We start from the raw sequence: 12,856 nt of genomic DNA on the forward strand, positions 1-12,856 counted from the left end.
CTAGTCACCGGATTATCCACCGGATAACCATTGAGTCGTTGCCCGTCAGGCGGCGACTGCTGGACGAAAGAAGATCCGTGCAGATGCAGGCCGCCGTTCCCGTGCGACCGGGTGCCACCCGATGACGTTTTACATCATCCGACGGTTCATCAACTACGCGATTCTCTCGCTGGTGGCGACGTGCATGGCCTACATCCTCGCGAGCGTGATCCTCGACCCGGCCGAGCGGTTCTACGGCATGAACCCCCGGCCGCCGCAGTCGTCCATTGATGCCTCGTTGAATGCGATGGGCGTGAACCCGGACGTTCCCGTTCTGGTCCGACTGTGGGAATGGCTCGTCAACCTCTTCACGCAGTTCTCGCTCGGTACGACAGTGGGCGGCCAGTCGGTGACCGCGGAAATCGTCGCCCGCTCGGGTGCGAGCCTGCGATTGCTGCTCATCGGTTCGGTCATCGGGGCGATTCTCGGCGTCGTGCTCGGCGTCTGGGGTGCGGTTCGTCAGTACCGCGTGAGCGACCAGATCGTGACGTACACGTCCTTTCTCGTGTTCGCGATGCCCACCTTCGTCATCGGTGTGCTTTTGATGATCGCCGCGACGGCATTCAACAACATGATCGGATCGCAGGCGATCCGCTTCACCGGCGAGTACACGGCCGGAATTTCTGGCTCGTGGTGGGATCTCGCCCTCGACCGCGCCGTCCACCTCCTGCTGCCCACCATCGCCCTGGCGCTCATCGGAGCGGCTTCGTACTCGCGCTACCAGCGCAGCGTCATGCTTGACGTTCTGGGGGCGGATTACATCCGCACCGCTCGTTCGAAGGGTCTTCAACGCAACACTGCACTCGTGCGACACGGCGTGCGTATCGCGCTCATCCCCATGACCACGTTCTTCGCGTACAGCTTCGGCACGTTGATCGCTGGATCGGCCATGCTTGAGATCGTCTTCAGCTGGCGCGGGATGGGCCAGTTCACGCTCGAGGCAGTATCCAAAAACGACATCAATGTGATGGCCGGCTCGACTCTGTACATCGCGGTTCTCGTGCTGCTGTCATCCACGCTCTCCGAGATTCTCTATGCCGCGCTCGACCCGAGAGTCAGGAGCTGAGATGACCACCACTCAGGAAGAGGCCGTCGAACGCTCCCTGCATTCAGACCTGGCCGTCGGACCAGCTCGTCGCCCGATGTCGCGCAACCGGCTGGTCTGGCTACGTGTGAGCGGGATGCCGAGGTTCTGGGTCGGCGCCTCCGTCATCGCCTTCGTCATTCTCTGGGCCTTCATCGGCCCCGCACTCTACGCATGGTCGCCGACGACCCGGGACCCCCTCAACATGAACATGGGCCCGACGCTTCTACACTGGTTCGGCACCAACGCGATCGGTCAGGATCTCTACGCGCAGACCCTTTCTGGATTGCAGAAGTCGCTCGTGATCGGTCTCATCGCGGGTCCCGCGGCGACGCTCATCGCCGCCGTCGTCGGCTCCACCGCGGGATATCTCAGTGGATGGGTGGACAACGTCATCGGCTGGTTCGTGCACCTGCTCTTGGTGATCCCCTCGTTCTTCATCCTGGTTCTGCTCAGCCCCATCTACAAGGGGCTCTCATGGGTCGCTCTGACGATCTTCCTCGCGATTTTCAGCTGGATGATCATGGCCCAGGTTGTCCGCAGTCAGACGCGCTCGTTGCGCAATCGGGACTTCGTGCGCGCTGCGCGTTACATGGGTATGCCGACGGGACAGATCCTGCGGCGCCACATCATCCCGAACATCGCATCGCTGTTGATCATCGATGCGACGCTGGGTGTTGTCTCGGCGATCATGGCCGAGACTTCGCTGAGCTACTTCGGCTTCGGTGTGCAGAAGCCCGATGTCTCCCTCGGCACCCTCCTGGCCGACGGGACGTCGGCCGCCCTCACTCGGCCATGGTTGTTCGTCTTCCCCGCTCTGGTGCTCATCATCTTGCTCTTCGCAATCAGTCTCATAGGCGACGCCCTGCGCGACGCGATCGACCCGACATCCGGAGCGAACCGTGGCTGAGCTCATCTCCCGCGGTGGACGGCCGCACGGCACCCCACTCCTCTCCGTGCGCGAACTGAGCGTCACTTTTCCGCAGCGCGGCGGCGATCCGGTCAAGGCTGTCCGCGGCATCTCTTACGACGTCTTCCCTGGGGAGTTCCTCGGCATCGTTGGAGAGTCGGGTTCGGGCAAATCGGTCTCGTCTCTTGCAGTGATGGGCTTGCTGCCCTCCACTGCGCAGGTCGAGGGTGCCATCGAGCTGGAAGGCCGCTCGCTACTCGATATGAACGACGCTCAACTCTCCCGCGTCCGTGGCAAGGAGTTGGCGATGGTCTTCCAAGACCCGCTGTCGGCGCTCACGCCGGTCTACACGGTTGGTCAGCAGATCGCGGAGGCGCTCCGCGTGCACGACTCGAAGCTCTCCATGCAGGCGGCAGAAGCACGCGCGATCGAACTTCTCAAGGTGGTCGGCATTCCAGACGCGCCTCGTCGCGCCCGTGCGTTCCCGCATGAATACTCCGGCGGTATGCGACAGCGCGCCATGATCGCGATGGCGATCGCGAACGACCCGAAGGTCATTCTCGCGGACGAGCCGACCACGGCCCTCGACGTGACGATTCAAGCTCAGATCCTCGACGTGCTCGAGAAGGCCAAGGAGATCACCGGAGCTGCCGTCGTGCTCATCACGCACGATCTCGGGGTCGTGGCCGGACATGCCGATCGAGTGGGCGTCATGTACGCCGGAAAGCTCGTAGAAATCGGCAGTACCGATCAGATCTTCCACAATCCGCACATGCCATACTCGATCGGGCTTCTCCGCTCCGTGCCGAATATGCTCACCGCCGGCAGCCACCGGCTTGTGCCGCTCGAGGGGCGTCCGCCGTCTCTGAACGGCCTGCCGACCGGATGCCCGTTCGCGCCCCGTTGTCCGATCGCTGTGGACGAATGTCGCTCGGTCGAACCTGCCCTTGCGGCACACGACCGGGGAGCCGAGCCTCTGCACCTGGCGGCTTGTATCCGCGCTGACGAGATCGTTCGCGGCGAGCTGAATCGCGCCGAAGTGTTCCCTCGGCCCGAGCCCTTGCCGTCCGAGAACATCGCCGATGCCGGCGATGAGGCCGTGATCGTTGTCGAGGATCTCAAGAGGCATTTCCCGTTGATGAAGGGCGCGATCTTCCCTCGCCGAATCGGCACGGTCCGCGCGGTCGATGGTGTCAGCTTCTCGCTGCATCCGGGGCGCACCCTCGGTCTCGTCGGGGAGTCGGGCTGTGGCAAGACCACCGCCATCCTCGAGATCATGGAGATGACCAAGCCACAGCACGGGAAGATCACTATCCAGGGCAAGGACGTCGCGACGCTGTCCCGCAACGAGCGGCACGATTTGCGCAAGGACGTTCAGATCGTCTTCCAAGACCCGATGGGTGCGATCGACCCGCGCCTTCCGATCGGTGAGGTGATCAGCGAGCCGCTCCTCGTTCAGGGAGCCTCAAAGCAGGACCGGGACCAACGGGTTGTGGAGCTTCTCGAACTCGTCGGACTCGACCCCGCGATGGCCGATCGCTACCCTCATGAGTTCTCCGGTGGGCAGCGACAGCGCATCGGCATTGCCCGTGCGCTCGCAACCGACCCTTCGGTCATCGTGCTCGATGAGCCGCTGTCCGCGCTGGACGTGTCGATCCAGGCTGGCATCATCAACCTTCTCGAGGACCTCAAGCACCGGCTCGGTCTCTCGTACGTCTTCGTCGCGCACGATCTTGCGGTCGTCCGCCAGATGGCCGACGATGTCGCCGTCATGTATCTGGGTGCCGTCGTCGAGCAGGGGCCCATCGGTGACGTCTTCGGGAACTCCCGGCATCCGTACACGAAGGCGCTCACCTCCTCGGCGCCGATCCCGGATCCACGCATTGAGCGTGGTCGAGCGCGGATTCTTCTGCATGGCGATCTTCCGAGCCCGACGCAGGAGATCAGCGGCTGCCGGTTCCGAACCCGGTGCCCGCTCTACACGATGCTCGACTCGTCGCGGCAGGAGCGGTGCCGCGACAACGAGCCCGCACTGTTGCCGCACGGCAGCGTGCGCGTGGCCTGCCACCACGTCGACCAGTCGGCGCTCGTCGATATCGTGGCTTCGTCCGAGACGGCCACCACACTGTGAACTCCCTCGTCGCGGCACCGCGCAACGAAGGGCCCCAAAAAAAATCGAGAGGAACGATCACATGAGAAATCAGAGTGCGAGGGCGCTCGGCTCTTTGGCGATGCTCGGCGCTGCGGCGCTCATCGTCACGGGCTGCGCAGCCGGAAACACCGGCAGCAGCTCAGGCTCGGCGACGGACACCGACGAACTTCCCGCCACCGCTTGGGTGCGAGCAGACGCCGCCGATGTTCAGGACGGCGGGACACTGACCCTGGCGGTGAGTTCCCTTCCCGTCCAGTTCAACATCAACGAGGTCGACGGCAACGAGTCCGACACCGTGGACATCGTCGCTGCCACAACCGGTGGCCCGATCATGGTCGAGGAAGATGGCACTCCCGTAGTCGATGAGAACTACGCGAGCTCCGCCGAAGTTACGAGCGACGACCCTCAGGTCGTGGAGATCAAGCTCAATCCGGACGCAGTGTGGGAAGACGGCACGCCGATCACGGTCGCCGACTACCAGGCCTTCTGGGCTGCACAGAACGGCTCCAACGAGGCGTACACGCCCGCATCCACCGCGGGATTTGAGGACATCTCGTCGATCGAGCAGGGCACCGACGAGTTCGATATGCAGGTCACCTTCTCGTCTGTCTACGCCGACTGGCAAGCCCTGTTCACCGGCGGCCTCCTGCCCGCAGAGATTTCCAGCGACCCTGAAGCGTACAACAACGGCTACCGCGAGACGGCTGTTCCATCATCCGGACCGTTCCGCATCTCGAACATCGATGTCACGGGCCAGGTCGTGACGCTCGAGCGCAACCCTGCGTGGTGGGGCGAGACACCCAAGCTCGAGACAGTCCTCTACAAGGCCGTGAGCCAGGACCAGCAGGGCGCGTCCTTTGCGAACAGCGAGATCGACGCACTGTACATCTCGGCCAACGCTGACCTCTACCAGACCGCACAGACTCGCTCGGATGCCGAAATCCAGACCTCAGGCGGTCTCACCTGGACCCACGTGACCATGAACGCGAAGTCGGGCCCCCTTGCAGACGTAAACGTCCGCAAGGCCGTCGCCTCGATCGTGAACCGAGAGGGCATTGCCGCTTCGGCGAACACGCCCGTCGACGCCCCGCCGGTGACCCAGGGCGACTACATCTTCATGCCCGGCCAGAACGGGTACGAGGACAAGGCGCTGCCGTACGACCCCGAGGCAGGCAAGCAGTTCCTCGAAGACGCCGGTTACACCCAGGAAGGCGACACCTGGACCAAGGACGGCGAGCAGCTCAAGCTCAGCATCACGGTTCCAGCTGACACGGCTACGAACATCCAGCGTTCTGAGCAGGTCCAGGCCGACCTGGGCGACTTCGGCATCCCCGTTGAGCTGACAACCGTGCCGGCGCAGCAGTACTTCAGCGACTATGTCATCCCGGGCAACTTCGAGATGGTGTCGTTCTCATGGGTCGGTACGCCGTTCCCGATCTCGTCGTCTGAGGCGCTGTTCTACCCACTGGACTCGGAGTCGAACTTCACGGGCACCACCGACGATCGACTGGGTGATCTGTACGACCAGGTCAACTCGGAGCTTGACCCGGCCGCGCGCGTCGAGATCGCCAAGCAGATCAACGATGTGATCTGGGAGTACGTTCCGATGTTCCCGCTCGCACCACTGCCGAACGTGTACGCGGTCAAGGATGGACTCGTCAACTGGGGTGCCACTCAGTTCGAGTCGATCGACTGGACCACGGTTGGCTGGGCGATCAGCTGATCAGCTGATCAGCTGATCAGCTGATCACGCAGGAATGCGGGGCGGCCTCCTTCGGGAGTCCGCCCCGTTGCGCTCGCTGCGCCGCCGGGCGACCCCCAAGGAACCCTGCGGTACGCTGGAGGGGCGCACGTCTGCGTTTCCGCGGACAGCGATCGACTTTCTCCCCCACCTGGCAAGGACACATCCATGGCGCACGCCCTCCGCTCGGATCTTCGCAACGTCGCGATCGTCGCGCACGTCGACCATGGAAAGACCACGCTCGTCGATGCGATGCTCCGCCAGACCGGCTCGTTCGGCTCCCATGAGCACATGGAAGAGCGTGCCATGGACTCGAACGACCTCGAGCGCGAAAAGGGCATCACCATCCTCGCCAAGAACACGGCGATCACGTACTCCGGCATCCACACCGACACTCCGGTGACGATCAACGTCATCGACACTCCCGGCCACGCCGACTTCGGCGGCGAGGTCGAGCGCGGGCTGTCGATGGTCGACGGGGTTGTGCTGCTCGTCGACGCAAGCGAGGGCCCCCTGCCGCAGACGCGCTTCGTCTTGCGCAAGGCGCTCGAGGCGAAACTGCCCGTCATCCTGCTCGTGAACAAGACGGATCGCCCGGACGCTCGCATCGCCGAGGTGGAGGAAGAGTCGCACGACCTGCTGCTGGGCCTTGCATCCGACCTCGTCGACGACGTGCCCGACTTGGATGTCGACGCGCTGCTCGACGTGCCGGTGGTCTATGCCTCCGGTCGCGCCGGCGCCGCATCGCGCACTCGCCCCGACAACGGCTCGCTGCCCGACAATGCCGATCTCGAGCCACTGTTCGAGGCGATCCTCGAGCACGTGCCGGCCCCCGCCTACGACGATGCGGCGCCGCTGCAGGCGTGGGTGACCAACCTCGACTCGAGCCCGTTCCTCGGGCGCCTCGCGCTGCTGCGCATCTTCAACGGCACGCTGAAGAAGGGCCAGACCGTGGCCTGGGTGCGCGCAGACGGCTCGACGAGCAATGCCCGCATCACTGAGCTGCTGAAGACCCGCGCCCTCGAGCGCTATCCCGCCGAATCCGCCGGACCCGGAGACATCGTGGCCATCGCGGGCTTCGAGGACATCACGATCGGCGAGACCATCGCCGATCCCGACGACGTGAGGCCGCTGCCGGCGATCACGGTCGACGACCCCGCGATCTCGATGACCATCGGCACCAACACCTCCCCGCTGATGGGCAAGGTCAAAGGCCACAAGCTCACGGCGCGCATGGTCAAGGATCGCCTCGACCGGGAGCTCATCGGCAATGTGTCGCTGAAGGTCGTCGACATAGGGCGACCGGATGCCTGGGAAGTGCAGGGCCGCGGTGAACTGGCCCTTGCGATCCTCGTCGAGAACATGCGCCGTGAAGGCTTCGAGCTCACGGTCGGCAAGCCGCAGGTGGTCACCAAGAAGATCGACGGCAAGACCTACGAGCCGTTCGAGCACCTGACGATCGATGCCCCCGAGGAGTACCTCGGCGCGATCACCCAGCTTCTCGCGGCCCGCAAGGGACGCATGGAGAACATGACGAACCACGGCACCGGCTGGGTGCGCATGGAGTTCATCGTCCCCTCCCGCGGACTCATCGGTTTTCGCACCGAGTTCCTCACGACCACACGCGGCACCGGCATCGCCAACGCACTGGCCCACGGTTACGAGCCGTGGGCGGGGCAGATCTCGACACGTCAGAACGGATCGATCGTCGCCGACCGCACCGGCGTGGTCACGCCGTTCGCGATGATCGCGCTCCAGGAGCGCATGTCCTTCTTCGTGCAGCCCACTCAGGAGGTCTACGAGGGGATGGTGGTCGGCGAGAACTCGCGTGCGGATGACATGGACGTCAACATCACGAAGGAGAAGAAGCTCACGAACATGCGCGCCGCGAGCTCGGACACCTTCGAGTCGATGACGCCACCGCGCCTGCTCACCCTCGAGGAGAGCCTCGAGTTCGCCCGCGACGACGAATGCGTCGAGGTCACCCCCGAGGTCGTCCGCATCCGCAAGGTCGACCTCGATGCCACCTCGCGCGGCCGCGCCGCGGCGCGCCTGAAGCGTCAGGACGCCGGCGCCTGAGCGCGGTTCGAAGACCGGTCAGGCGCGGAGGATCTTCGACATCGCCTTGCCGCGTGCGACCTCGTCGACGAGCAGATCGAGGTAGCGGACCTTCTGCATGAGGGGGTCGTCGATCTCCTGCACGCGGATGCCGCAGATGACCCCCGTGATCAGGGCCGCGTTCGGGTTCAGCTGCGCAGAGGCGAAGAAGTCCTCGAAGGTCGTGCCGCCGGCGAGATGGGCGTCGAGTTCCGCGGGGGAGTATCCGGTCAGCCACCGCGTGACCTCATCGACTTCTGCCCTGGTGTGGCCCTTGCGTTCCGCCTTCGCGACGTAGTGGACATAGACCGACGCGACGCTCATGCCGAAGATCCTGCTCATGACTGCCAGGGTAGCTGGCGAGTCAGCCGAGCGGCCGCGATGAACCCTCCGTCAACGGGCGCCGACGTATGATCGGCGGGTGAGAACGCACCTGGCACGCATCGGCACCTGGGCCGTCTCCCTCGTGATCGGCATCGTCTACGGCATCGCCGGGACGATCGGTCAGGCAGCTTCCGGGGGATGGTTCCCGCTGGGGCTCGTCGTCGCACTGATCGGCGTCGGCGGTCTGCTGGCGGCCGTTCGGCTGCTGACGGATGACCGTTGGACGACGCTGGCAACCGCGGTGGGTGCGATGCTTTCGACTCTCGTGTTCTCGGGCAAGGGTCCGGGAGGCTCGGTCGTGGTGCCGGCGCCCGCGGAGGGTGCGCTGTCGACGGGGATCGTCTGGACCCTCGCGGTGCCGATCATCGCGGCGGTCGTGATCGCCTGGCCGAAGCTTCCCGCCGGCGGGATGCCGGCGGATGCGGTCGAGCGGGGTGCCTGAGCCCTGGGACGCTCGGACCACGAACTAGACTGGACGGCGTGACGTATGTGATCGCGCTCCCGTGCGTGGATGTGAAGGATCGAGCCTGTATCGACGAATGCCCCGTCGACTGCATCTACGAGGGCGAGCGCTCCCTCTACATCCACCCCGACGAGTGCGTCGACTGCGGCGCGTGCGAACCTGTGTGTCCCGTCGAGGCGATCTACTACGAAGACGACCTTCCGAGCGAATGGCAGGACTACTACACCGCCAACGTGGAGTTCTTCGAAGACATCGGCTCGCCGGGCGGAGCGGCCAAGGTGGGCGTGATCGCGAAGGATCACCCGGTCATCTCGGCGCTTCCGCCGCAGACCCACTGATGGCGGTCCGCGACCTCGACGACTATCCGTGGGATGCCGTCGCGCCGTATGCGCAGACCGCTCGCTCGCATCCCCGGGGAATCGTCGATCTGTCGATCGGGTCTCCTGTGGACCCGGCGCCGGAGGTGGTGGTCGCGGCGATCGCGGCGTCTGCGGACGCGCACGCGTACCCCCAGACGGCCGGCACATCCGCTCTGCGGGAGGCGATCGTCGCGTGGTACGCCCGTCGCCGCGGCGTTCCGGGGCTCACAGTCGATGAGGTGCTGCCGACGGTCGGATCGAAGGAGCTCGTGGCGCTCCTGCCTCTGCTCCTGGACATCACCGTCGGCGACATCGTCGTGCATCCGCGCGCGGCGTATCCCACGTACGCGGTCGGCGCGCGCCTGGTCGGGGCGACGCCGGTGGCCGCGGATGATCCGGCCGAGTGGCCCGAGGGTACCAAGCTCATCTGGTTGAACTCGCCGGGCAATCCGGATGGTCGCGTGCTGGGCGTCGACGACTACCGCGCCGCCGTGGCGCGCGCACGTGCGCTCGGTGCGGTCATCGCCTCGGACGAGTGCTACGGCGAGCTCGGCTGGGATGGCGAGTGGGCGTCGGCCCCGGTGCCCAGCATCCTGGATCCGCGCGTCACGAGCGGTGTGAGGACAGGCCTGCTGTCGGTGTACTCGCTGAGCAAGCAGTCCAACCTCGCCGGGTATCGTGCCGCGTTCGCCGCGGGCGATTCCGCGCTGATCGCCCGCCTGCTGACGGCACGAAAGCACCTCGGACTCATGGTGCCGGGCCCCGTGCAGGCTGCGATGACGGCGGCACTGGGTGATGACCGGCATGTGCGGGCACAGAAGGAGCTCTACCGCGCTCGTCGTGCGGTGCTGCGCCCTGCGCTCGAGCGGGCCGGTTTCCGCATCGACCGATCCGAGGGGGGTCTGTACCTCTGGGCGTCCGAGGGCGACGACGCGTGGGTCAGCATGGGGCGGCTCGCGAAGCACGGCATCCTGGCCGGTCCGGGACACTTCTACGGTGCGCACTTTCCCGACCACGTGCGGTTCTCGCTCACGGCGAGCGACGAGCGTATCGCCGAAGCGGCGCGACGACTCGCCGGTTCGTAGCGATCCTCCTACATAAGGGGGCATCCTTTGGGTCCGATCGGAGTAGGCCCGAGCGGCCACTAGGCTGTAGGGACTCAGAGAACGCTAGGAGGCTTCGTGAGCGAGACGGGCAACCCCCAGACGGCCACTGTCACTGTCGGTGACAAGACCGCCCAGCTGCCGATTCTGGCAGGTTCCGAAGGGGTTCCGAGCGTCGACTTCTCGACGTTCACGAAGCAGACCGGCCACACGAGTCTGGATTACGGCTTCGTCAACACCGCCGCGACCAAATCCGCGATCACCTACATCGACGGCGACGCGGGGATTCTCCGCTACCGCGGGTATCCGATCGAGCAGCTCGCCCAAGGCAGCACCTACCTCGAAGTGGCGTGGCTCCTGCTCTACGGCGATCTCCCCACCGCCGACCAGCTCGGCGACTGGGATGAGAAGATCCGTCACCACACCCTGCTGCACGAGGACCTGAAGCGCTTCTTCTCGGCGCTGCCGCACACGGCGCACCCGATGTCGGTGCTCTCGGCGGCCACGGCCGCCCTCTCGACCTACTACGAGGACCAGTCCGACCCCAACAACCCCGAGCATGTCGAGATGAACACGATCCGACTGCTCGCGAAGCTGCCCGTGATCGCGGCGTATGCGCACAAGCGGAGCGTCGGTCAGGCGTTTCTCTACCCCGACAACACGCTGAGCTTCGTCGACAACTTCCTCAAGCTCAACTTCGGCAATCTCGCCGAGGTCTATCAGGTCAACCCCGTCACCTCGCGCGCGCTCGAGCGCCTGCTGATCCTGCACGAGGACCACGAGCAGAACGCCTCGACCTCGACGGTGCGGCTCGTGGGATCCACCGGAGCGAACCAGTTCTCGTCGATCTCGGCGGGGATCAATGCCCTCTATGGTCCGCTGCACGGCGGCGCGAACGAAGCTGTGCTCGACATGCTGGCGCGCATCCGTGACTCCGGTGAGAGCGTTGAGCGCTTCGTCGAACGGGTCAAGAACAAGGAAGACGGAGTCAAGCTCATGGGCTTCGGCCACCGCGTCTACAAGAACTACGATCCGCGCGCGAAGCTCGTCAAGGAGTCCGCCGACGAGGTGCTGAACGAGCTCGGGGTGCACGATCCGCTGCTCGACCTCGCGAAGGAACTCGAGGAGATCGCACTCAAGGACGACTACTTCCGCGAGCGCCGGCTGTATCCGAACGTGGACTTCTACACCGGCGTGATCTACAAGGCGATGGGCTTCCCGACGCGCATGTTCACGCCTCTCTTCGCGATCGGGCGCCTTCCGGGCTGGCTCGCGCACTGGACCGAGATGCAGAACGACCCGCAGACCAAGATCGGTCGCCCTCAGCAGCTGTACACCGGCGCCGGCGCGCGGGACTACCCCGGGGCCTGACCGGCACGGGGTCGGCCTGCGGATCCGGTGCCGCGCCTCGCGCGGCAGGCGGTGCGTGGGATGATCGAGGGATGAGCCATGACCTCCTCGCGGGCCCCCGCGGGCGTCGTGTCTGCCTCGAGATCGCCCGCGAAGCCGACTCGCGGGTCAGGGAGGCGCTGTTCGATCTGGCCTACAACGCCGATGTCGCCGCGGGTGCGCCCGTCGTGCGCTTCGGGTGGACCGGGGATGCAGTCGCCTTCGAGTCCGGCGGGCCGGTGCATGCGGCGGCGACCCTCGGAGACCTCGCCTCGCTCATCCGCGAGCTGCCGCAGCTCGAGGTGAGCGCCGCCGCGCTCGACGAGGCGCTGCGGTGTTCGGTCGACGCCGCACGGTATTGGCAGGAGCCGGACGGTGCGGACATCGTGGCCGCAGATCTCGGCGTCCTCTCGGCGCTCGGCGGGGTCGCCGCGCAGGTGAGCGCGCACTCCGCTGCGGCGTGGTGGAGGCGCGCCCGGACCGCCGACCAGTGGGCGATCGAGTTCGATCCCGTCGGTGACGCGTCGCCGTTCGGACTGCCGCTCGACGCCGCGACGCGCTGGAGTGCGTCCACCCGAGCGGAGGAAGAGCGTGCCGCGCGGGAGCGACCGGAGGATCCGACCGCGATGTTCAGCGGTAACTGGTGGTCGCACCCGTGGGGTGCGCCCCACACGACAGGCGAGCGGCCGGATGGGCTGCCGGCCGGCATACCGTTCGTCGAAGACGGATTCGGGTGGACGCGTGCCGTGGCGATTCCGGTTGCGGGTGCCGGGCGGACCCTTGAGATCCGCTCCGAGGCGGATTGGGCGCACCTGTGCGCACGGTATCCACTGGAGGTCACCGCGAGCAGGCGTCACGACTGGTACCGCACGACCGGGCGCGCGGGGCGGTGGCTCCTGCCGGACTGGGGTCGCGTCGCCGGCGAATGGGATGCCGTGCACCTGACGACCTGGTGCTACCTGACCGCTGCGACCCGGGAGATCGTCGTGGACGACGAGTACTCGTCCGTCATCGGCGGATGGGGCCCCGACGAGACGTACTGGCTCACCGGTCTCGTGCGGCCGGGTATCGCCCCCCGCGTGATCTGGACTGCCGAGGAGCCGGTCGGTCCCTGGCGGCGCGGCTGACGGACGCA

General features: G+C 65.8%; 11 protein-coding genes. 10 read left to right on the forward strand and 1 reads right to left on the reverse strand.

The features are described from left to right. Positions 1-121 precede the first annotated feature (121 nt). The 5 genes from QZV81_RS06030 (at position 122) to typA (ending at position 8,005) form a co-directional block, all read left to right on the forward strand. Complete coding sequence (locus tag QZV81_RS06030) at positions 122-1,105, forward strand: ABC transporter permease (protein ID WP_292834287.1); 984 nt, start codon at positions 122-124, stop codon at positions 1,103-1,105. Position 1,106: 1 nt separating this feature from the next. Continuing rightward, the gene (locus tag QZV81_RS06035) at positions 1,107-2,033 is read left to right on the forward strand and encodes an ABC transporter permease (RefSeq protein WP_292834290.1); all 927 of its coding nucleotides are present in this window, start codon (positions 1,107-1,109) and stop codon (positions 2,031-2,033) included. Then, the gene (locus QZV81_RS06040; protein WP_292834293.1) at positions 2,026-4,164 is read left to right on the forward strand and encodes an ABC transporter ATP-binding protein; all 2,139 of its coding nucleotides are present in this window, start codon (positions 2,026-2,028) and stop codon (positions 4,162-4,164) included. The genes QZV81_RS06035 and QZV81_RS06040 overlap by 8 nt, the downstream gene beginning before the upstream one ends. A gap of 61 nt (positions 4,165-4,225) precedes the next feature. Then, positions 4,226-5,908 carry an ABC transporter family substrate-binding protein gene (locus tag QZV81_RS06045; RefSeq protein WP_292834296.1) on the forward strand — a complete coding sequence of 561 codons (1,683 nt, stop codon included), beginning with the start codon at positions 4,226-4,228 and terminating at the stop codon, positions 5,906-5,908. Between the two features lie 186 nt (positions 5,909-6,094). Then, positions 6,095-8,005: a translational GTPase TypA gene (gene typA, locus QZV81_RS06050; protein WP_292834299.1), complete on the forward strand. Its 1,911-nt coding sequence runs from the start codon at positions 6,095-6,097 to the stop codon at positions 8,003-8,005. An 18-nt stretch (positions 8,006-8,023) separates the two neighbouring features. Here the strand turns inward: typA and QZV81_RS06055 are convergent, their stop codons facing one another. After that, positions 8,024-8,365 (reverse strand): DUF2200 domain-containing protein, encoded by a 342-nt coding sequence (locus tag QZV81_RS06055; RefSeq protein ID WP_292834302.1) that lies wholly within the window; start codon positions 8,363-8,365, stop codon positions 8,024-8,026. Positions 8,366-8,444: 79 nt separating this feature from the next. Here QZV81_RS06055 and QZV81_RS06060 point away from each other — a divergent pair, with 79 nt between their 5' ends. The 5 genes from QZV81_RS06060 to QZV81_RS06080 all read left to right on the forward strand — a co-directional run bounded on the left by QZV81_RS06060 (position 8,445) and on the right by QZV81_RS06080 (position 12,848). Beyond that, positions 8,445-8,849, forward strand: coding sequence for a DUF6113 family protein (locus tag QZV81_RS06060; protein WP_292834305.1), 405 nt, complete (start codon positions 8,445-8,447; stop codon positions 8,847-8,849). 38 nt (positions 8,850-8,887) lie between these two features. Next, the gene (fdxA, locus tag QZV81_RS06065) at positions 8,888-9,208 is read left to right on the forward strand and encodes a ferredoxin (protein WP_203190481.1); all 321 of its coding nucleotides are present in this window, start codon (positions 8,888-8,890) and stop codon (positions 9,206-9,208) included. Continuing rightward, positions 9,208-10,314: a succinyldiaminopimelate transaminase gene (gene dapC, locus QZV81_RS06070; RefSeq protein ID WP_292834314.1), complete on the forward strand. Its 1,107-nt coding sequence runs from the start codon at positions 9,208-9,210 to the stop codon at positions 10,312-10,314. Before fdxA ends, dapC begins: the two co-directional genes overlap by 1 nt. 96 nt (positions 10,315-10,410) lie before the next feature. Then, positions 10,411-11,703: a citrate synthase gene (locus tag QZV81_RS06075; RefSeq protein ID WP_292834318.1), complete on the forward strand. Its 1,293-nt coding sequence runs from the start codon at positions 10,411-10,413 to the stop codon at positions 11,701-11,703. A gap of 71 nt (positions 11,704-11,774) precedes the next feature. Continuing rightward, positions 11,775-12,848: a hypothetical protein gene (locus QZV81_RS06080; protein WP_292834321.1), complete on the forward strand. Its 1,074-nt coding sequence runs from the start codon at positions 11,775-11,777 to the stop codon at positions 12,846-12,848. Positions 12,849-12,856 lie beyond the last annotated feature (8 nt).

Source organism: Microbacterium sp. (assembly GCF_011620665.1).
Taxonomy (GTDB): Bacteria; Actinomycetota; Actinomycetes; order Actinomycetales; family Microbacteriaceae; genus Microbacterium.

Excerpts from the sequence above, each read along its gene's own strand:
- QZV81_RS06080 (WP_292834321.1), top strand. The coding sequence starts at position 11,775 with ATGAGCCATGACCTCCTCGCGGGCCCCCGCGGGCGTCGTGTCTGCCTC.
- dapC (WP_292834314.1), top strand. The coding sequence starts at position 9,208 with ATGGCGGTCCGCGACCTCGACGACTATCCGTGGGATGCCGTCGCGCCG.
- typA (WP_292834299.1), top strand. The coding sequence starts at position 6,095 with ATGGCGCACGCCCTCCGCTCGGATCTTCGCAACGTCGCGATCGTCGCG.
- QZV81_RS06030 (WP_292834287.1), top strand. The coding sequence starts at position 122 with ATGACGTTTTACATCATCCGACGGTTCATCAACTACGCGATTCTCTCG.
- QZV81_RS06055 (WP_292834302.1), bottom strand. The coding sequence starts at position 8,365 with ATGAGCAGGATCTTCGGCATGAGCGTCGCGTCGGTCTATGTCCACTAC.
- QZV81_RS06035 (WP_292834290.1), top strand. The coding sequence starts at position 1,107 with ATGACCACCACTCAGGAAGAGGCCGTCGAACGCTCCCTGCATTCAGAC.
- QZV81_RS06045 (WP_292834296.1), top strand. The coding sequence starts at position 4,226 with ATGAGAAATCAGAGTGCGAGGGCGCTCGGCTCTTTGGCGATGCTCGGC.